The 15,231-nt window shown below is 54.7% G+C and carries 15 protein-coding genes; 3 read left to right on the forward strand and 12 right to left on the reverse strand.

What is annotated here, in order from left to right:
- Nucleotides 1–51 precede the first annotated feature (51 nt).
- The 7 genes from atpE to mnmG all read right to left on the reverse strand — a co-directional run bounded on the left by atpE (nucleotide 52) and on the right by mnmG (nucleotide 6,122).
- The gene (atpE, locus tag K3169_RS29495; protein ID WP_002555987.1) at nucleotides 52–309 is read right to left on the reverse strand and encodes a F0F1 ATP synthase subunit C; all 258 of its coding nucleotides are present in this window, start codon (nucleotides 307–309) and stop codon (nucleotides 52–54) included.
- Nucleotides 310–456: 147 nt separating this feature from the next.
- The gene (gene atpB, locus K3169_RS29500) at nucleotides 457–1,326 is read right to left on the reverse strand and encodes a F0F1 ATP synthase subunit A (RefSeq protein ID WP_027901591.1); all 870 of its coding nucleotides are present in this window, start codon (nucleotides 1,324–1,326) and stop codon (nucleotides 457–459) included.
- Between the two features lie 16 nt (nucleotides 1,327–1,342).
- Nucleotides 1,343–1,750 (reverse strand): F0F1 ATP synthase subunit I, encoded by a 408-nt coding sequence (locus K3169_RS29505; protein WP_027901590.1) that lies wholly within the window; start codon nucleotides 1,748–1,750, stop codon nucleotides 1,343–1,345.
- Nucleotides 1,751–1,896: 146 nt separating this feature from the next.
- On the reverse strand, nucleotides 1,897–2,769 hold the full coding sequence (locus K3169_RS29510; protein WP_027901589.1) for a ParB/RepB/Spo0J family partition protein: 873 nt from the start codon (nucleotides 2,767–2,769) through the stop codon (nucleotides 1,897–1,899).
- Between the two features lie 9 nt (nucleotides 2,770–2,778).
- Nucleotides 2,779–3,570 carry a ParA family protein gene (locus K3169_RS29515; protein ID WP_027901588.1) on the reverse strand — a complete coding sequence of 264 codons (792 nt, stop codon included), beginning with the start codon at nucleotides 3,568–3,570 and terminating at the stop codon, nucleotides 2,779–2,781.
- Nucleotides 3,571–3,588: 18 nt separating this feature from the next.
- Nucleotides 3,589–4,224: a 16S rRNA (guanine(527)-N(7))-methyltransferase RsmG gene (gene rsmG / locus K3169_RS29520; protein ID WP_099270193.1), complete on the reverse strand. Its 636-nt coding sequence runs from the start codon at nucleotides 4,222–4,224 to the stop codon at nucleotides 3,589–3,591.
- 5 nt (nucleotides 4,225–4,229) lie between these two features.
- Nucleotides 4,230–6,122, reverse strand: coding sequence for a tRNA uridine-5-carboxymethylaminomethyl(34) synthesis enzyme MnmG (gene mnmG / locus K3169_RS29525; protein ID WP_099270341.1), 1,893 nt, complete (start codon nucleotides 6,120–6,122; stop codon nucleotides 4,230–4,232).
- A 578-nt stretch (nucleotides 6,123–6,700) separates the two neighbouring features.
- On the opposite strand from mnmG, the gene K3169_RS29530 reads away from it, so the two are divergent.
- The 3 genes from K3169_RS29530 to K3169_RS29540 all read left to right on the forward strand — a co-directional run bounded on the left by K3169_RS29530 (nucleotide 6,701) and on the right by K3169_RS29540 (nucleotide 10,692).
- Nucleotides 6,701–7,210: a sigma-70 family RNA polymerase sigma factor gene (locus K3169_RS29530; RefSeq protein WP_263269399.1), complete on the forward strand. Its 510-nt coding sequence runs from the start codon at nucleotides 6,701–6,703 to the stop codon at nucleotides 7,208–7,210.
- The gene (locus K3169_RS29535; RefSeq protein WP_122708565.1) at nucleotides 7,180–8,154 is read left to right on the forward strand and encodes a FecR domain-containing protein; all 975 of its coding nucleotides are present in this window, start codon (nucleotides 7,180–7,182) and stop codon (nucleotides 8,152–8,154) included. Before K3169_RS29530 ends, K3169_RS29535 begins: the two co-directional genes overlap by 31 nt.
- A 96-nt stretch (nucleotides 8,155–8,250) precedes the next feature.
- A complete protein-coding gene (locus tag K3169_RS29540; protein WP_411567025.1) occupies nucleotides 8,251–10,692 on the forward strand; it encodes a TonB-dependent siderophore receptor in 2,442 nt (813 codons plus the stop codon).
- A 55-nt stretch (nucleotides 10,693–10,747) separates the two neighbouring features.
- Here K3169_RS29540 and mnmE read toward each other — a convergent pair whose 3' ends face one another.
- From mnmE to rpmH, 5 genes are all read right to left on the reverse strand, one after another.
- Nucleotides 10,748–12,118 carry a tRNA uridine-5-carboxymethylaminomethyl(34) synthesis GTPase MnmE gene (gene mnmE, locus K3169_RS29545; protein ID WP_122398246.1) on the reverse strand — a complete coding sequence of 457 codons (1,371 nt, stop codon included), beginning with the start codon at nucleotides 12,116–12,118 and terminating at the stop codon, nucleotides 10,748–10,750.
- 78 nt (nucleotides 12,119–12,196) lie between these two features.
- Nucleotides 12,197–13,879 carry a membrane protein insertase YidC gene (gene yidC, locus K3169_RS29550; protein ID WP_099270198.1) on the reverse strand — a complete coding sequence of 561 codons (1,683 nt, stop codon included), beginning with the start codon at nucleotides 13,877–13,879 and terminating at the stop codon, nucleotides 12,197–12,199.
- Between the two features lie 2 nt (nucleotides 13,880–13,881).
- Nucleotides 13,882–14,127, reverse strand: a complete 246-nt coding sequence (gene yidD, locus K3169_RS29555) for a membrane protein insertion efficiency factor YidD (protein ID WP_027901580.1) — start codon at nucleotides 14,125–14,127, stop codon at nucleotides 13,882–13,884.
- Nucleotides 14,120–14,521, reverse strand: coding sequence for a ribonuclease P protein component (gene rnpA / locus K3169_RS29560; protein ID WP_099270199.1), 402 nt, complete (start codon nucleotides 14,519–14,521; stop codon nucleotides 14,120–14,122). Before rnpA ends, yidD begins: the two co-directional genes overlap by 8 nt.
- Nucleotides 14,522–14,537: 16 nt before the next feature.
- Nucleotides 14,538–14,672: a 50S ribosomal protein L34 gene (rpmH, locus tag K3169_RS29565; RefSeq protein ID WP_003213577.1), complete on the reverse strand. Its 135-nt coding sequence runs from the start codon at nucleotides 14,670–14,672 to the stop codon at nucleotides 14,538–14,540.
- Nucleotides 14,673–15,231: the final 559 nt, after the last annotated feature.

Here is a 15,231-nt window from a genome sequence, read left to right on the forward strand (position 1 = left end):
ACCTCGCTCGTTCGTTGTCCATCACACCAATCACCTCGAAAAATCGAGAGATTAGCCAGCGAGTTGACCAACGAAGGGGTTCGCAAAGGTGAAGAACAGAGCGATACCAACACCGATCATGGTTACGGCGTCGAGCAGACCGGCAACGATGAACATTTTAACCTGCAGCATTGGAACCATTTCTGGCTGGCGAGCTGCGCCTTCCAGGAATTTGCCGCCCAACAGGCCGAAGCCGATTGCAGTACCCAGTGCGCCCAGGCCGATCAACAGTGCAACAGCGATAGCGGTTAGACCAACTACAGTTTCCATCTTTCCTCCCGACTTTTACGTCGTATTGGTTAGGTTTTCTTAGATTAAAGCGGTAAAACAAATCGTTTTACATCAGCCCTTGCGGTTCCCCGCTTGCGGCCTCCTCTCGCCGAAGCGAGAGGTACATCCAGACGCGCCAGGCGAGTCTTAATGGTTATCTTCGTGAGCCATCGACAGATACACGATGGTCAGCATCATGAAGATGAACGCCTGCAAGGTGATGATCAGGATGTGGAATACAGCCCACGCCCATTGCAGTACCACGCCCAGGCCGCTAAGCCAGAGCAGGCCGCTGCCGAACATGACGGCGATCAGGATAAACACCAGCTCGCCAGCGTACATGTTGCCGAACAGACGCAGTGCCAACGAAATCGGTTTGGCAATCAGAGTCACGAATTCAAGCAGGAAGTTCACCGGAATCAACAGCGCCTGAACAAAAATGTTCTTGCTGCCGAACGGGTGCAGGGTCAGTTCGCCGATAAAACCGCCGATACCCTTGACCTTGATGCTGTAGAAAATGATCAGCGCGAAGACCGACAGAGCCATGCCAAGCGTGGCGTTAGGGTCAGTCGTCGAAACAGCGCGGAAAGGAATGTGCGAATCGCCTGAAATCAGGATCGCCAACTGAGGAATCCAGTCAACTGGAACCAGGTCGACGGCGTTCATCAGGAACACCCAGACGAAAATGGTCAGCGCCAACGGTGCAATCACCGGGCTACGACCGTGGAAGCTGTCCTTCACGCTACCGTCTACGAAGTCGACCAGCACTTCAACGAAGTTCTGCAGCGCACCTGGTTGCCCGGAAGTTGCCTTCTTGGCCGCCATGCGGAAAATCAGAACGAAAATCAGGCCCAGGGCAACAGACCAGCCGAGAGTATCGACGTGGAAAGCCCAAAAGCCCATTTCCTTCGCTTCTGCAGCGGTGTGGGCAAAACCCCAGCCGCCATCTGGTAGCTGACCGAAGGTCAGGTTCTGCAAGTGGTGCTGGATATAGCCCGAAGCTGTTTGCTCTGCCATGTTTGCCTCAAACGCCCTAAGGTCTCGAAAGTCTTGTTCTCATCAGCAGGGGAGCGAACCAATTGACCACCTGGATCAACATGAACACGCCGAATACCGCAATCGGCGCCAATGGCTTCACACCTGCAAAGGTCAGTGCAAAAAGCACTGCCGTAAAAATCAGCTTGCCTGCCTCGCCGGCATAAAATGACCGGACTATGGCTTGCGCTGCTCTAGCCCCGGAAAACCGGAAAGCCTTGTGAGCAAAATACAAATTGGGCAGCCAGGCTATCAGGCCTCCGCACAGCCCTGAATATCCGGCTACGACTCCGTGCCACTGCCACAGCACCAAGGCTGCCAGCAGCAGGACAATAAATTGAGCCAGCAGTACCGGGAAAACCGCCAGTCGATGGAACGGCAAGCGGTTTGGCATGCGTGTCTCCATCACTCCTGCTCCTCGTGCGTCGGCCGCCAAAATCAATAACTTGGCATAATTTGTGCCGACAAAATGCGCGCAGAGTATAGGGGCGGTTCAGCCCCTATTCAACCTTCAGGTAGTGATTTCCGACTACACGCTACAGTGCAATTGTTTCAGCGGATGTGGGCGAGCACACCCTGAAGCTCATCCAGCGAGTTATAACGGATCACCAACTGCCCTTTGCCCTTCTGCCCGTGCCGAATTTGCACCGCAGAGCCCAGCCGCTCGGCCAGACGCTGTTCGAGGCGGCTGATATCCGGATCGGTCTTGACCGGCTCGGCAGCTGCCGGTTTTCCACTCAACCACTGACGCACGAGCGCTTCTGTCTGGCGAACCGTCAGACCACGTGCGACAACATGTCGCGCCCCTTCGACCTGCTGATCTTCGGGCAAACCGAGCAACGCTCGAGCGTGACCCATTTCAAGGTCGCCGTGGGAAAGCATCGTTTTGATCACATCCGGCAGCGCAATCAGGCGCAGCAGGTTGGCAACACTGACCCGCGACTTGCCGACCGCGTCGGCCACTTGCTGCTGGGTGAGCTGAAACTCATGCTGCAGACGCTGCAAAGCCACTGCTTCTTCGATGGGATTAAGGTCTTCGCGCTGAATGTTCTCGATCAACGCCATGGCGATAGCGGTTTCATCCGGCACATCGCGCACCATCGCCGGGATAGTTTCCATCGCGGCTTGCTGGCTTGCACGCCAGCGACGTTCGCCAGCGATGATTTCGAATCGGTTATCGCCAATCGGACGCACCACAATCGGCTGCATCACGCCCTGGGCCTTGATCGATTGGGCGAGCTCTTCGAGCGCCTGAGGATCCATGTCGCGACGTGGCTGGTACTTGCCGCGCTGAATCAGATCCAGCGGGATGTGCTGCAGCTCACGCTGGTCGGCCTTGACGGCTTGTTCTTCGAGGGAGCTGACGGTTGGACTGCTCAGAAGTGCGTCCAGCCCACGTCCGAGACCTCTTTTCTTGACGGCCATGGGGTTTCCTTAAGTTGGCTGAGCTGTGCGCGAACCGCGCCGTTGACGACGAACCATTTCCCCTGCAAGGGCAAGGTAGGCCAATGCACCGCGAGAACTCTTGTCGTAAGCCAGAACAGGCATACCGAAACTCGGTGCCTCGGCGAGACGAATGTTGCGCGGGATTACGGTGTCGTACAGCTGTTCGCCGAAATGCTCTTTGAGCTGCGCAGAAACGTCGTTGATCAAGCTCAGACGCGGGTCGTACATGGTGCGCAGCAATCCCTCGATTTTCAGGGCTGGATTGAGCAGCTCACCAATGCGCTTGATGTTATCCACAAGGTCGCTGAGACCTTCAAGAGCAAAGTATTCACACTGCATGGGGATAATGACGCCATCTGAAGCGACCAGCGCGTTCAACGTCAACATCGACAAAGACGGCGGGCAGTCGATCAGGATGTAATCGTAGTTCTCGCGGATCGGCGCCAGCGCATTGCGCAGGCGGCTCTCCTTCATCTTCATTTCGAGCAGATTAACTTCGGCAGCCGTCAGGTCCCGGTTTGCGGGCAGTAGCTGGTAGCCGCCATGTTCAGAGAACTGCATGGCCTGAGCCAGGTCGCATTCGCCAATCAGAACGTCATAAACCGAGTTTTCCAGGGCATGTTTATCCACACCACTGCCCATCGTGGCGTTGCCCTGAGGGTCGAGATCGATCAGCAATACGCGGCGCTTGGTAGCGACCAGCGATGCTGCGAGATTGATACAGGTGGTGGTTTTACCCACACCACCTTTTTGGTTCGCAATCGCGAATACCTTAGCCATGCTTGCTTGTGTTCCCAGTCATGCCGTGCGGCGCAGTATCAGCAGATGGCGTTGGCCTTGGCAACCCGGTACGGTCAAGGCTTGTGCGCTATCCACGCGGAAATCTGCGGGCAATGCTACCAGTTCATCGGTCGGATGCAGGCCTTTCATCGCCAGCCATCGCGTATTGGTGTCGCCCATGTGGCGGGTCCACCCGGTAAAGTCTTCCAGACTGCTGAACGCACGGGAAACGATCCCGGTAAACGGTTGTTCAGGTTGAAAAGATTCGGCGCGGCTGTGGATAACCTGGAGATTATCCAGCTTGAGCTCCAGTTTGACCTGGGTCAGAAACCGGGTTTTCTTGCCGTTGCTGTCCAGCACGGTGATCTTCATCTCCGGAAACAGGATCGCCAATGGAATACCCGGCATGCCGCCACCACTGCCAACGTCCAACCAGCGTTCGCCATCGATGAATGGCACCACGCTCAGGCTATCGAGCAGATGACGGGACACCATTTCGTCCGGGTCGCGCACCGCAGTCAGGTTGTAAGCCTTGTTCCATTTGATCAACAGGGCCAAGTAGGCCAGCAGCTGTGAGTGCTGGCTTTCACTGAGTTCTACACCCAGTTCCTGAGCGCCTCGGGATAACTCTTCGGCGTGTTGCGGGGTGACCATAGAACTCAAGCGCTTTGCTCCAACTGACGGCCAGCGCCGCGTTTTTTCAGGTGAATCATCAATAGCGAAATCGCTGCCGGCGTAACGCCCGGGATTCGCGAAGCCTGCCCCAGCGTTTCCGGACGAGTTATCCCCAGCTTGCTCTGGATCTCTTTCGACAGACCGGAAATGGTCATGTAATCGATGTCTTGCGGCAGTTTGGTGTCTTCGCTGGCCCGCAAACGGGCGATTTCGTCGACCTGACGGTCGATGTAACCCGCGTACTTAGCCTTGATTTCAACCTGTTCAGCGACTTGCGGATCAGGGCTGCCATGGCCAGTGAGGGAAACCAGACTGGCGTAGTCGATTTCCGGTCGGGTCAACAGGTTGAGCAGGTTGTATTCGTGAGTCAACGGCGTGCCGAAATGACTGGCGATGGCATCGCCCTGCTCAGTACCCGGACGTACCCAGGTGCTTTTCAGGCGCTGCTCTTCCAGTTCGATGTTTTCGCGTTTGGCGCAGAACGCAGCCCAGCGTTGATCATCGACAAGACCCAGCTCGCGGCCTTTTTCGGTCAGGCGCAAGTCCGCGTTGTCTTCACGCAGAATCAAGCGGTATTCGGCACGAGACGTGAACATCCGGTACGGCTCTTGGGTACCCAGCGTGATCAAGTCATCCACAAGCACGCCTATGTACGCTTCATCGCGACGCGGGCACCAGCTTTCCTTGCCCTGGGCACGGAGAGCGGCATTGGTCCCGGCCAGCAAACCTTGAGCACCGGCTTCTTCGTAACCGGTCGTACCGTTGATTTGTCCTGCGAAGAACAGACCCGCGATGACTTTGGTTTCGAGGCTGTACTTCAGATCGCGTGGATCGAAGTAATCATATTCGATGGCATAGCCAGGGCGCACGATGTGGGCATTTTCCATGCCTCGAATCGAACGAACGATCTGTAATTGCACGTCAAACGGCAACGAAGTCGAAATGCCATTCGGATACAGCTCATGCGTGGTCAGGCCTTCAGGTTCGATGAAAACCTGATGGCTTTCCTTGTCGGCAAATCGATGAATCTTGTCTTCGATCGATGGGCAATAGCGTGGACCCACACCTTCGATAACGCCGGAATACATGGGCGAACGATCAAGGTTGGCCGCAATGATTTCGTGAGTCCGGGCGTTGGTGTGGGTAATCCAGCAACTGACTTGCGATGGATGCTGCTCCTTGGAGCCCATGAACGACATGACCGGAATCGGTGTATCACCCGGCTGTTCTGTCATGACCGAAAAATCGACCGAACGGCCATCGATACGCGGAGGAGTACCGGTTTTCAGGCGACCCACTCGCAGCGGTAACTCACGTAAACGATGTGCCAGCGCGATTGAAGGTGGATCGCCAGCGCGACCGCCCGAATAATTCTGCATTCCGATGTGGATAAGTCCACCCAGGAAGGTACCGGTCGTCAGCACAACCGAATCGGCCATGAAACGCAGACCCATTTGGGTCACTACACCGCGTACCTCGTCCTGCTCAACGATCAAGTCATCACAGGCTTGTTGAAATACCCACAGGTTCGGCTGATTTTCGATGGTTTCGCGAATTGCCGCTTTGTACAGAACACGGTCTGCCTGTGCACGAGTTGCCCGGACTGCAGGGCCTTTGCGGCTGTTCAGCACGCGGAACTGGATACCACCTTTGTCCGTGGCCATAGCCATAGCGCCGCCCAAGGCGTCGATTTCCTTGACTAGATGGCTTTTACCAATCCCGCCAATAGCCGGGTTGCAGCTCATCTGACCCAGTGTTTCCACGTTGTGGGTCAGCAAAAGGGTTTTTACACCCATACGTGCCGACGCCAGTGCGGCCTCGGTACCGGCATGACCGCCACCGATGACGATCACTTCAAAACGGGAAGGGAAATCCACCACGCACCTCGTGCCTGTTCTAGATGGGGAATTGGGATAGCTGACAAGTATAGGGACTTACCCCCCCTGAAAGGAACCCGTTGCACAAAAATTAACCAGCTGTGGAAAAGTCTCAGATATAGAAATTAAAAAGAAAGAAGATTTATAAAACCTTATTTTAAATGCTATTTATACAGAACCTATTTTCTGTGGATAGATTGCTACAGGCCAATTAATTCAATGTGTACAGAGATTCAAAAGTCTGTGTTCATGTGCTCGGGAGGGTTCTGGATAACCGTCTTTAGCCTGTGGATTAAAACCCTACTTGTCCACAGAGGGGGTTATGCTCAGATTTCGACCCCTGTTATCAACCGACCTTAACGGGCGTTATCCACAGAGCTTAATGTACGAAATTTGCTCCAATCCATGCCGGGCAACCACACTTATTGATGGGCTGGTGAGCGATGTAATCGAGCCAAGGCATTGTCGAGTGAAAAAACCAGGCCTCAAGCGATGACTGAAATGGTTAAAACACAGCTATTGTGAGTTCCCCAGACAAAAGCTAATAATAGCTATTATCATTCACATACCTTGTCGCCATGCCCTCCTACTCCCATACGGTCGCCGTGCAGTGCATATATGAGCAGCATCACTCGTGGTTGAACGCCTGGCTTAAGGCCAGACTGAACAACGCGTGCGATGCCGCCGATGTAGCCCAGGACACTTTCGTTCGTATTCTTGGTTCTACCAATACCGCGCCCATACGTGAGCCACGTGATTACCTGGCTACGGTGGCTCGCGGACTGGTGATTGACCGTTACAGGCGCAGGGCGATTGAACAGGCTTACCTGCAGACACTGGCGGACAGGCCGGAAACTACGGTGATCAGCGAAGAAGACAAGGCGTTGATCATTGAGACGTTAATGGCTGTGGATAAAGCGTTGAGCGATCTTGGGCCCCGCACCAAGCACATTTTTGTTCTTTCGCAGATTGATGGGCTGACTTATCAACAGATCGCGACTCAGTTAAAGGTGTCCCTGACGACGGTGAAAAAGCACATGATCCGCGCCCTTACTGAATGCACGATGCTCGTGGCGCAGATGTCGTGAGCCCCGTCCCAGACCGCACGGTATTCGAGGCTGCCGCCAGTTGGTATGTGCACTTTCAGAGTGAACCTTTGACTCAGGAAGACCAGACAGCCTGGCGTCGCTGGCTGGAAAGCGACCCTGCCCACCGGATTGCCTGGGAACGCATGGAGCAACTGCAACGAGGCCTTGGCGGCTTGTCTCCTGACCTGACCCGCCGCGTTTTATCTGCCCCTCAGCAACGTCGGCAGGTGCTCAAGTTAATGCTGGCTTTGGCAGGTACCGGCTATGCTGGCTGGAATATTCAACAACACACTGCGCTGAAAAATATGGGAGCTGACTACCGCACGCCGGTGGGTCAGCGTCGACATGTAGAGCTGGCGGAAGGCACTCAAGTCGAGCTGAACACCGATACTGCGATAGACGTTGCATTTGATAGCCAGCAGCGGCTGATCCACCTGCGTGACGGTGAAATTATGATTAGTACCGGCAAGCTAGGGGATACCCGGCCGTTCTATGTCGAAACTCGAGACGGAAGAGTGCAGGCTCTTGGTACCAGATTCGTTGTCAGGCAAATGGAATATGGCACTCGAGTCGGGGTGCTGGAGGATCGCGTCAGCATTCAGCCTGCCCGTTCATTAACCTCGCCGAGCCTGTTAACAGTGGGTCAAGGGGTGGATTTCTACACTGAAGGGGTTGGCCCAACCCGTATTTATCCACAGGCCGAGACGGCGTGGCTCGATGGCCAGCTAGTTGTTCTGGATGCGCGGCTGGGGGATGTCATCAAGGAGTTGGCCCGATATCGCCCCGGCGTAATGCAGTGCGATGAACAGGCAGCCAGCTTGCGGGTGTCTGGTGCATTTCGTGTGGACGCTACAGAAGCAGTCCTGGCCAATCTACAAGCGACGCTTCCTATTCGGGTGAGTTACTTCACCCGTTATTGGGTGTCTGTGAAGCGTATCGTCTGACGCTGAAAAAATTTTCTCAGCGAGGGTTATCTTTTTTAGTTCAGGCACGGCCCTACAGGTAAATGCGAATTCATCACCTCGGGGTCTTTAATAACAATGCGCTTCCCACCTCTTCCGCTCCATGCCCGGCAGCACCTTTCTCGACAATGTATTGGCTATAGCTTGCTGCTGGCGGCCGGTGGCATTGGGTGCGCAGTGACAACCACCAGCGTCATGGCTGCCTCTGCTGTTCAAAACTACAACATCGCCGCGGGGCCGCTGGATAGCGCATTGAATCAGTTCGCGTCGGCTTCCCATGTGATCCTTTCATTCTCTCCGCAACAGACAATCGGCCGCACAAGCCCGGGCTTGCGCGGTAACTATTCAATAGAACAAGGTTTCTCGGCCCTGCTGCAGGGGGCGAAGCTGCAGGTAGTCGCGCAATCTCCTGGCAGCTATGTCCTGCAATCCGTGTCTGATGATGGGTCGATTGTTTTATCGCCGACGAACATAGACAGCACCCAATCCGGTGGTTTCGAGTTACCGGATCGTGGCTACAAGGCTGAAAACAGTCGGGTGGGAACTAAAACCAGCACGCCACTTGCCGAAACACCACGCTCGGTTTCGATAGTCACTGCGCAACGCATGAAGGATCAGAAAACCCAGACTCTTACAGAGGCATTAGGTTATGTGCCGGGTATTTTTGCGCCGCCTTTCGCTGCGGGTGACAACCTGGCGGGCGACCTGTTCTTCATCCGGGGTTTCAATGCCACCGACTACGGTTATGGCTTGATGCGTGACGGTTTGCGTGTGCAGGGCAATCGTTATGACACCACCACTGAGCCTTACGGACTTGAACGAGTCGAGATATTCCGCGGGCCATCGTCGATTCTCTACGGCGAAAATGCGCCAGGCGGTCTGGTCAATCTGGTCAGTAAACGGCCGACCGACAATTCCCAGGGCGATGTCCAGCTCAGCTACGGCTCCAACAACCGTCGGCAATTGGGTGTGGATATCTCCGGCCCTTTGAATGAAAGCGGTAATGTTCTGGGGCGAGTGGTCATGCTCGGGCGTAATGCTGACACACAGACAGATCACGTCCCCGATGATCGACTCTACATCGCACCTTCGCTGACGTTGAATTTCGATGATTACAACAGCCTGACTCTGCTGAGCAGCTATCAGAAAGACCACACCAATATGGAGTTGGGATTGCCTGCTGCGGGCACTTTGTTGCGCAACCCGAATGGCAAGCTGGACAAGGACACAATGCTCGGCGTTCCGGACTGGAACACTTTCGAACGTGAAATGTGGAGTGCTGGCTATGAGTTCAGCCACAGCTTCAACGATGACTGGCAATTCCGGCAGAACTCGCGATACATGCAGTCGCGCATCACGCGGCATGAGACCTGGCCAGGGAGTCTCGACAACGCCGGGTTCGGTACCCAGCTGAATGTCATGGCCTATGATCGCTATAACAAATCAATGGTTTACTCACTGGATAACCAACTGGAAGGTAAATTCAACAGCGGTGGTCTGGAGAACACCGTCCTGTTTGGGGTAAGTGTTGACCGCACATCATTCAGCCAGGACTGGGATGCCGGCTTCGCTGGCCGCATCAACATCTATGATCCCGTTTACGCGGGGGATCCAGTGACATCCATTCCTGTACAGAACACGCTTCTTGAACAACAGATGCAGGGGGTGTACGGGCAGATCCAGAGCAAATACGACCAATGGATCTTCTTGTTGGGTGGCCGTCAGGATTGGGTCGACAGTGACTTCCGCAACAAGTTGGCCCCGGCTGGCGACCTTAGCGCCAGCGACAAGAAGTTCACCTACCAGGGCGGGGTCATGTACCAGTTCGACAACGGCCTGACACCGTATGTCAGCTACTCGACTGCTTTTGTTCCTGTGCAACAGATATCCAACGGCGGTGCTCCGCTGGACCCTATTACCAGTAGCCAGTATGAAGTGGGTTTGAAATACGAGCCTCGCGGTTGGAACACCTCCCTTACGGCTTCCGTCTACGATCTGCGTAAGAAGGACGACACTTACTTCGATACGACCAGTGCCAGTTACCGACAGGTTGGGGAAAGTCGCTCCAAAGGCGTTGAGCTTGAGATCAACAGTGATATCAGCCAAAACCTGAATATCACCGCTTCCTATTCCTACACAGACGCAAAAGTGATCAAAGATGCTCCAGGTTCACTCATTGAAGGGCACCAGATCACCGGCGTTCCGCGCAATCAGGCATCAGCCTGGGCTACATACCGTTTCCTGAACGGCTATCTGAACGGGTTGCATGTTGGGACAGGCATCCGTTATTTCGACAGCACTTTCTCCTACACCCCAACGACGCTATACGGCAAACTCGATGCGGGCGACGTGACATTGGTAGACGCCAATATTGGCTACCAGATAGACAAGAATTGGTCAGTGGACCTAAACGCCAAGAATCTCTTCGATAAGGAATACGTGTCGGGATGCAACGATGCGGGACGCTGTTACTGGGGAGACAGCCGGACGCTGTTGGGAACCGTCAGCTATAACTGGTAGCGTTGTGGATAAGTTGGCTACTGCCGAGTTATCCCCAGTGGCCAACGCTCCTTATCTATTTTCCGATGCAGAAGCTGGAGAAAATCCTGCCAAGCAGATCATCCGAACTGAATGCGCCGGTAATTTCCGCCAGAGACTGTTGAGCCTGGCGTAGATCTTCTGCCAACAACTCACCCGCTCCTGCCAATGTCAGCTGGGCCCTGCCGTGCTCAAGCGAGTCACCTGCATGGCGCAACGCTTCCAGGTGACGTCGGCGAGCGCTGAAGCTGCTCTCCGAGGTTTGCTCATAGCCCATGCAGGCTTTGAGATGCTCGCGCAACAAATCCAGGCCTTCACCGGCAGACTTGGCACTCAAACTGATGGTGACGTGGCCATCAGCACTGGTCTGCAATTGGATGGTGTCTCCACTCAGATCCGCCTTGTTACGGATCAAGGTGACTTTGGCTGGATCCGGCCTCTGCTCCAAAAACTCTGGCCATAGCGAAAAGGGATCGAGTGCCTCAGGTGCAGTCGCGTCCACCACCAGCAGCACGCGATCAGCTTCGCCGATAGCCTTCAGCGCACGCTGTACTCCAATCTTCTCAACCTGATCTTCAGTATCGCGCAGCCCGGCAGTATCGACGACGTGCAGGGGCATGCCATCAATGTGGATATGTTCACGAAGAATATCCCGGGTGGTGCCCGCAATTTCTGTAACGATGGCTGCTTCTTTACCCGCCAGCGCGTTCAGCAGGCTGGACTTACCCGCGTTAGGACGTCCGGCGATCACTACGGTCATGCCATCCCGTAACAGGGCACCTTGCCCGGCCTCACGCATCACTGTGGATAACTCGTCTCGTACCGCGTCGAGCATGGATAGCACGTGACCGTCAGCCAGGAAATCAATTTCCTCCTCGGGGAAGTCGATCGCAGCTTCGACATAGATACGCAAGCTGATCAACTTCTCAGTCAAGTTATCCACACGGCGCGAAAACGCGCCCTGTAATGAACGCAATGCATTGCGTGCAGCCTGTGCGGAACTGGCCTCAATCAGATCAGCGATGGCTTCGGCCTGTGCCAGATCCAGCTTGTCATTAAGGAAAGCGCGTTCGCTGAATTCGCCGGGTCTGGCCAGACGGCTGCCCAATTCGAGACAGCGCTGCAGCAGCATATCCAGAACAATGGGACCACCGTGCCCCTGAAGCTCGAGAACGTCTTCGCCTGTGAACGAATTAGGGCCCGGAAAATAAAGCGCAATCCCCTCATCAATAACGTGCCCGGCGCCATCTTCAAACGGACCGTAGTGCGCAAATCGCGGTTTCAGGGTTCTGCCTGTGATAGCTGAGGCGGCCTTGGCGGCAAGAGGTCCGGAAATACGCACGATGCCTACCCCGCCGCGGCCTTGGGCGGTGGCGATGGCTGCAATGGTTTCACGTGGGGCATTCATGGTCCGGCTCCAGGACAAATAGCGGATAGCAAAACGCCCCACTAGGGGGCGCCTTGTAATACTTATTCACAGGTTAGATCAAGCTTCGGCTTTTTTGGTCGCCGCTTCGATCTTGCGAGTGATGTATGCCTGTTGAGCGATCGACAGGGTGTTGTTCACAACCCAGTACAGAACCAGACCAGCAGGGAACCACAGGAAGAAGAACGTGAAGATGATTGGCATCATTTTCATGACCTTGGCCTGCATCGGATCCGGCGGAGTCGGGTTCAGACGCTGCTGGATGAACATGGTAGCGCCCATGATGATGGGCAGGATAAAGAACGGGTCTTTGATCGACAAGTCAGTTATCCACAGAATCCACGGTGCCTGACGCATCTCGACGCTTTCAAGCAGAACCCAATACAGCGACAGGAACACCGGCATTTGTACAAGAATTGGCAAACATCCACCCAGCGGGTTGATCTTCTCTTTCTTGTACAACTCCATCATTGCCTGCGACATTTTCTGACGATCGTCGCCATGCTGCTCTTTCAGGATTGCAAGTTTTGGTGCAACTGCGCGCATGCGAGCCATGGATTTGTAGCTGGCTGCCGACAATGGGAAGAAAAGACCCTTGATCAGCATGGTCAGGAAAATAATCGACCAGCCCCAGTTACCCACAATGGCGTGGATGTGTTGCAGCAGCCAGAAGATAGGCTGTGCAATAAACCACAGGATGCCGTAGTCGACAGTCAATTCCAGACCTGGGGATAACTCTTTCAGCACTGCCTGGCTTTTCGGACCCGCATACAACGTGGCGCTCAGCTCGCCTTTACTACCCGGTGCAACAGTTACAGCCGGGCCAGTAAAACCGATGATGTAGTTGCCCTGGTTGTCTTTACGAGTCTGAACAGCGTTGGCCGTGTCCTTGCTCGGGATCCACGCGGTTACGAAGTAGTGCTGCAACCATGCAACCCAACCACCCTGTACGGTTTCCTTGAGCTGAGCCTTGTCGATATCTTTCATCGACACTTTTTTGTAAGGCTCGCCGGCTGTCCACAGCGCGGCACCCAGATAGGTCGCGGTACCCGTGGCAGTTGTGGATGAAGGATCATCGCTGCCATCACGTTTCAGTTGGGCAAACAGGTTGCCCGACCAAGGCTGAGCGCTCTGGTTGTCGATTTCATAACTCACAACCAGATCGTACAAACCGCGCTTGAAGGTAAAGCGCTTGATGTAGTTGACACCGTTGTCGGTGAACTTCAGGTCGACAACCAGATTTTCCTGGCCATCGGCGAGTTGATAGCTCTTCTGTGCAGACGAGTAAACCGGACGACCAGCCGGGCGTGCATCGGGACCGTTGTTGCCAGTCAGGCCGCTTTGCGCCAGGAAGGTACGTTCGCCGCCATTGTCAAACAACTGAAATGGCACGTCAGGATGGTCCTGACGACGTGGATACAGTGGCAGCCTCAGCTGAACGACATCGCCGCCGACTGGATCGATTTCCAGGCTGAGCACATCGGTTTTGACCTGAATAAGGTCTTTGCTGACAGCTACTGGAGTTTCCAGCGGTGCAGCCACTTCGCCATTTGCGCTAGGAACATCGGCACTCGCAGAAGGTTTTGCACCAGTAGCCGTGTCCGGAATACCCGGTGCAGGGGTGCTGGCAGCAACATTCTGAGTCGGCATGGCGGCCTGGCCGTAGTCTTGGTTCCATTTCAGAACCCCGACATAGGTCACGATTGCCAGGGCGACGATCAGGATCGTGCGTTTAATATCCATGATTACTCGGCCATCGAAGAAGAACGGGAGGTAGGGACAGGCGGAACCGGGTCATAACCACCGGGATTCCACGGATGACAGCGACCTAAGCGACGAAAGGTCAGCCAGCCACCGCGCAGAAGACCATGATTTTCAATGGCTTCATACGCGTAGCAGGAGCAACTGGGGTAGAAACGACAGTGACTGGCCATTAGCGGGCTAATGGCATAGCGATAGAACTGGATCGGAACGAGTGCCAGTTTACGCATCGGTACTATCTACCCCTGCAGTTTCGGTTTTTGCTTCTGGAGCCGGCCGGCTGCGTGCCAGGCGTTTCCATAGCTTGCCGAAATGCTGAATCAATTCGGGGCTTTCTACGTCACCCAAGCCTTTACGCGCGACAATCACAATATCCCACCCGACCAAGTTGTCTTGGTGGTGGCGAAATGATTCGCGCATCAGGCGTTTCAAGCGGTTGCGCTCAACGGAGAGTTTGACGCTCTTTTTACCGATAACCAGCCCCAGACGGGGATGATCAAGGTCGTTATTGCGCGCAAGGAGCAGGAGATTTTTCCCCGGAACCTTGCCGGTAGGGGAGTCAAAGACTGCCTTGAAATGCCGGGGGGTAAGCAAACGCTTTTCCCGACTGAAGTCCTGACTCACCTCCAGTGCCGGATTATCAAACTGCCAGACGCGCGCGACCTTTGGCGCGACGACGCGACAGTACGGCGCGGCCGTTCTTGGTGGCCATGCGAGCACGGAAGCCGTGAGTGCGAGCGCGTTTGATAGTGCTTGGTTGGAAAGTACGTTTCATGGCGTGTTACCTGGTTCGTCCACAACGGGCCGGAATGGCCCCCGTTTTAAGAGACCGGGGATTCTAGAGAAAGCAAGCCTCTAGGTCAATTTCCAACCAGCGTTTCCTTCATTTAGTTATGTAACCGGTTCTGGATCACTTTTCCCAGGGACCTGAGGTTTTGCGTCATGCCCAGATATAAAAATAAAGAAGAGAAGTATTTAAAGCTTCTTTATAGAGCTTATTAAAGCAAGGCAAGCCCTTCACTGTGGATAACCTGCTGAGAGCCTTTTAAATCAAGATGTACAGAGAATGACAACACTGTCGAGAAACGGTGCTCTGCCTGTGCTGCGCTGTCGGAAAACCTGTGTGTGGAATGGTGTTTTATCCACAGGCCGCTTATCCACAGATTTCAGGCCTGGGTTATGCAACGGGCTGAGGCCGGGTTATCCACAGAGCTTATGCACATGCCATTGGTCGGCTTGATGGTAGCTGAATATCTGATTTATCCCGTTCGACTGATCACCTACATGTGGATAAGTACTGACGCGGTCGGTACAATGGCGGCTGTTTTTGCCTC

It is taken from the genome of Pseudomonas phytophila (assembly GCF_025643095.1).
Lineage (GTDB): Bacteria > Pseudomonadota > Gammaproteobacteria > Pseudomonadales > Pseudomonadaceae > Aquipseudomonas > Aquipseudomonas quasicaspiana.

Coding starts and splice junctions, on each gene's coding strand:
- K3169_RS29540 (WP_411567025.1), top strand. CDS start 8,251: ATGCGCTTCCCACCTCTTCCGCTCCATGCCCGGCAGCACCTTTCTCGA.
- yidC (WP_099270198.1), bottom strand. CDS start 13,879: ATGGATATTAAACGCACGATCCTGATCGTCGCCCTGGCAATCGTGACC.
- K3169_RS29530 (WP_263269399.1), top strand. CDS start 6,701: ATGCCCTCCTACTCCCATACGGTCGCCGTGCAGTGCATATATGAGCAG.
- atpE (WP_002555987.1), bottom strand. CDS start 309: ATGGAAACTGTAGTTGGTCTAACCGCTATCGCTGTTGCACTGTTGATC.
- rsmG (WP_099270193.1), bottom strand. CDS start 4,224: ATGGTCACCCCGCAACACGCCGAAGAGTTATCCCGAGGCGCTCAGGAA.
- K3169_RS29510 (WP_027901589.1), bottom strand. CDS start 2,769: ATGGCCGTCAAGAAAAGAGGTCTCGGACGTGGGCTGGACGCACTTCTG.
- atpB (WP_027901591.1), bottom strand. CDS start 1,326: ATGGCAGAGCAAACAGCTTCGGGCTATATCCAGCACCACTTGCAGAAC.
- rpmH (WP_003213577.1), bottom strand. CDS start 14,672: ATGAAACGTACTTTCCAACCAAGCACTATCAAACGCGCTCGCACTCAC.
- mnmE (WP_122398246.1), bottom strand. CDS start 12,118: ATGAATGCCCCACGTGAAACCATTGCAGCCATCGCCACCGCCCAAGGC.
- K3169_RS29505 (WP_027901590.1), bottom strand. CDS start 1,750: ATGGAGACACGCATGCCAAACCGCTTGCCGTTCCATCGACTGGCGGTT.
- yidD (WP_027901580.1), bottom strand. CDS start 14,127: ATGCGTAAACTGGCACTCGTTCCGATCCAGTTCTATCGCTATGCCATT.
- K3169_RS29535 (WP_122708565.1), top strand. CDS start 7,180: ATGCACGATGCTCGTGGCGCAGATGTCGTGAGCCCCGTCCCAGACCGC.
- K3169_RS29515 (WP_027901588.1), bottom strand. CDS start 3,570: ATGGCTAAGGTATTCGCGATTGCGAACCAAAAAGGTGGTGTGGGTAAA.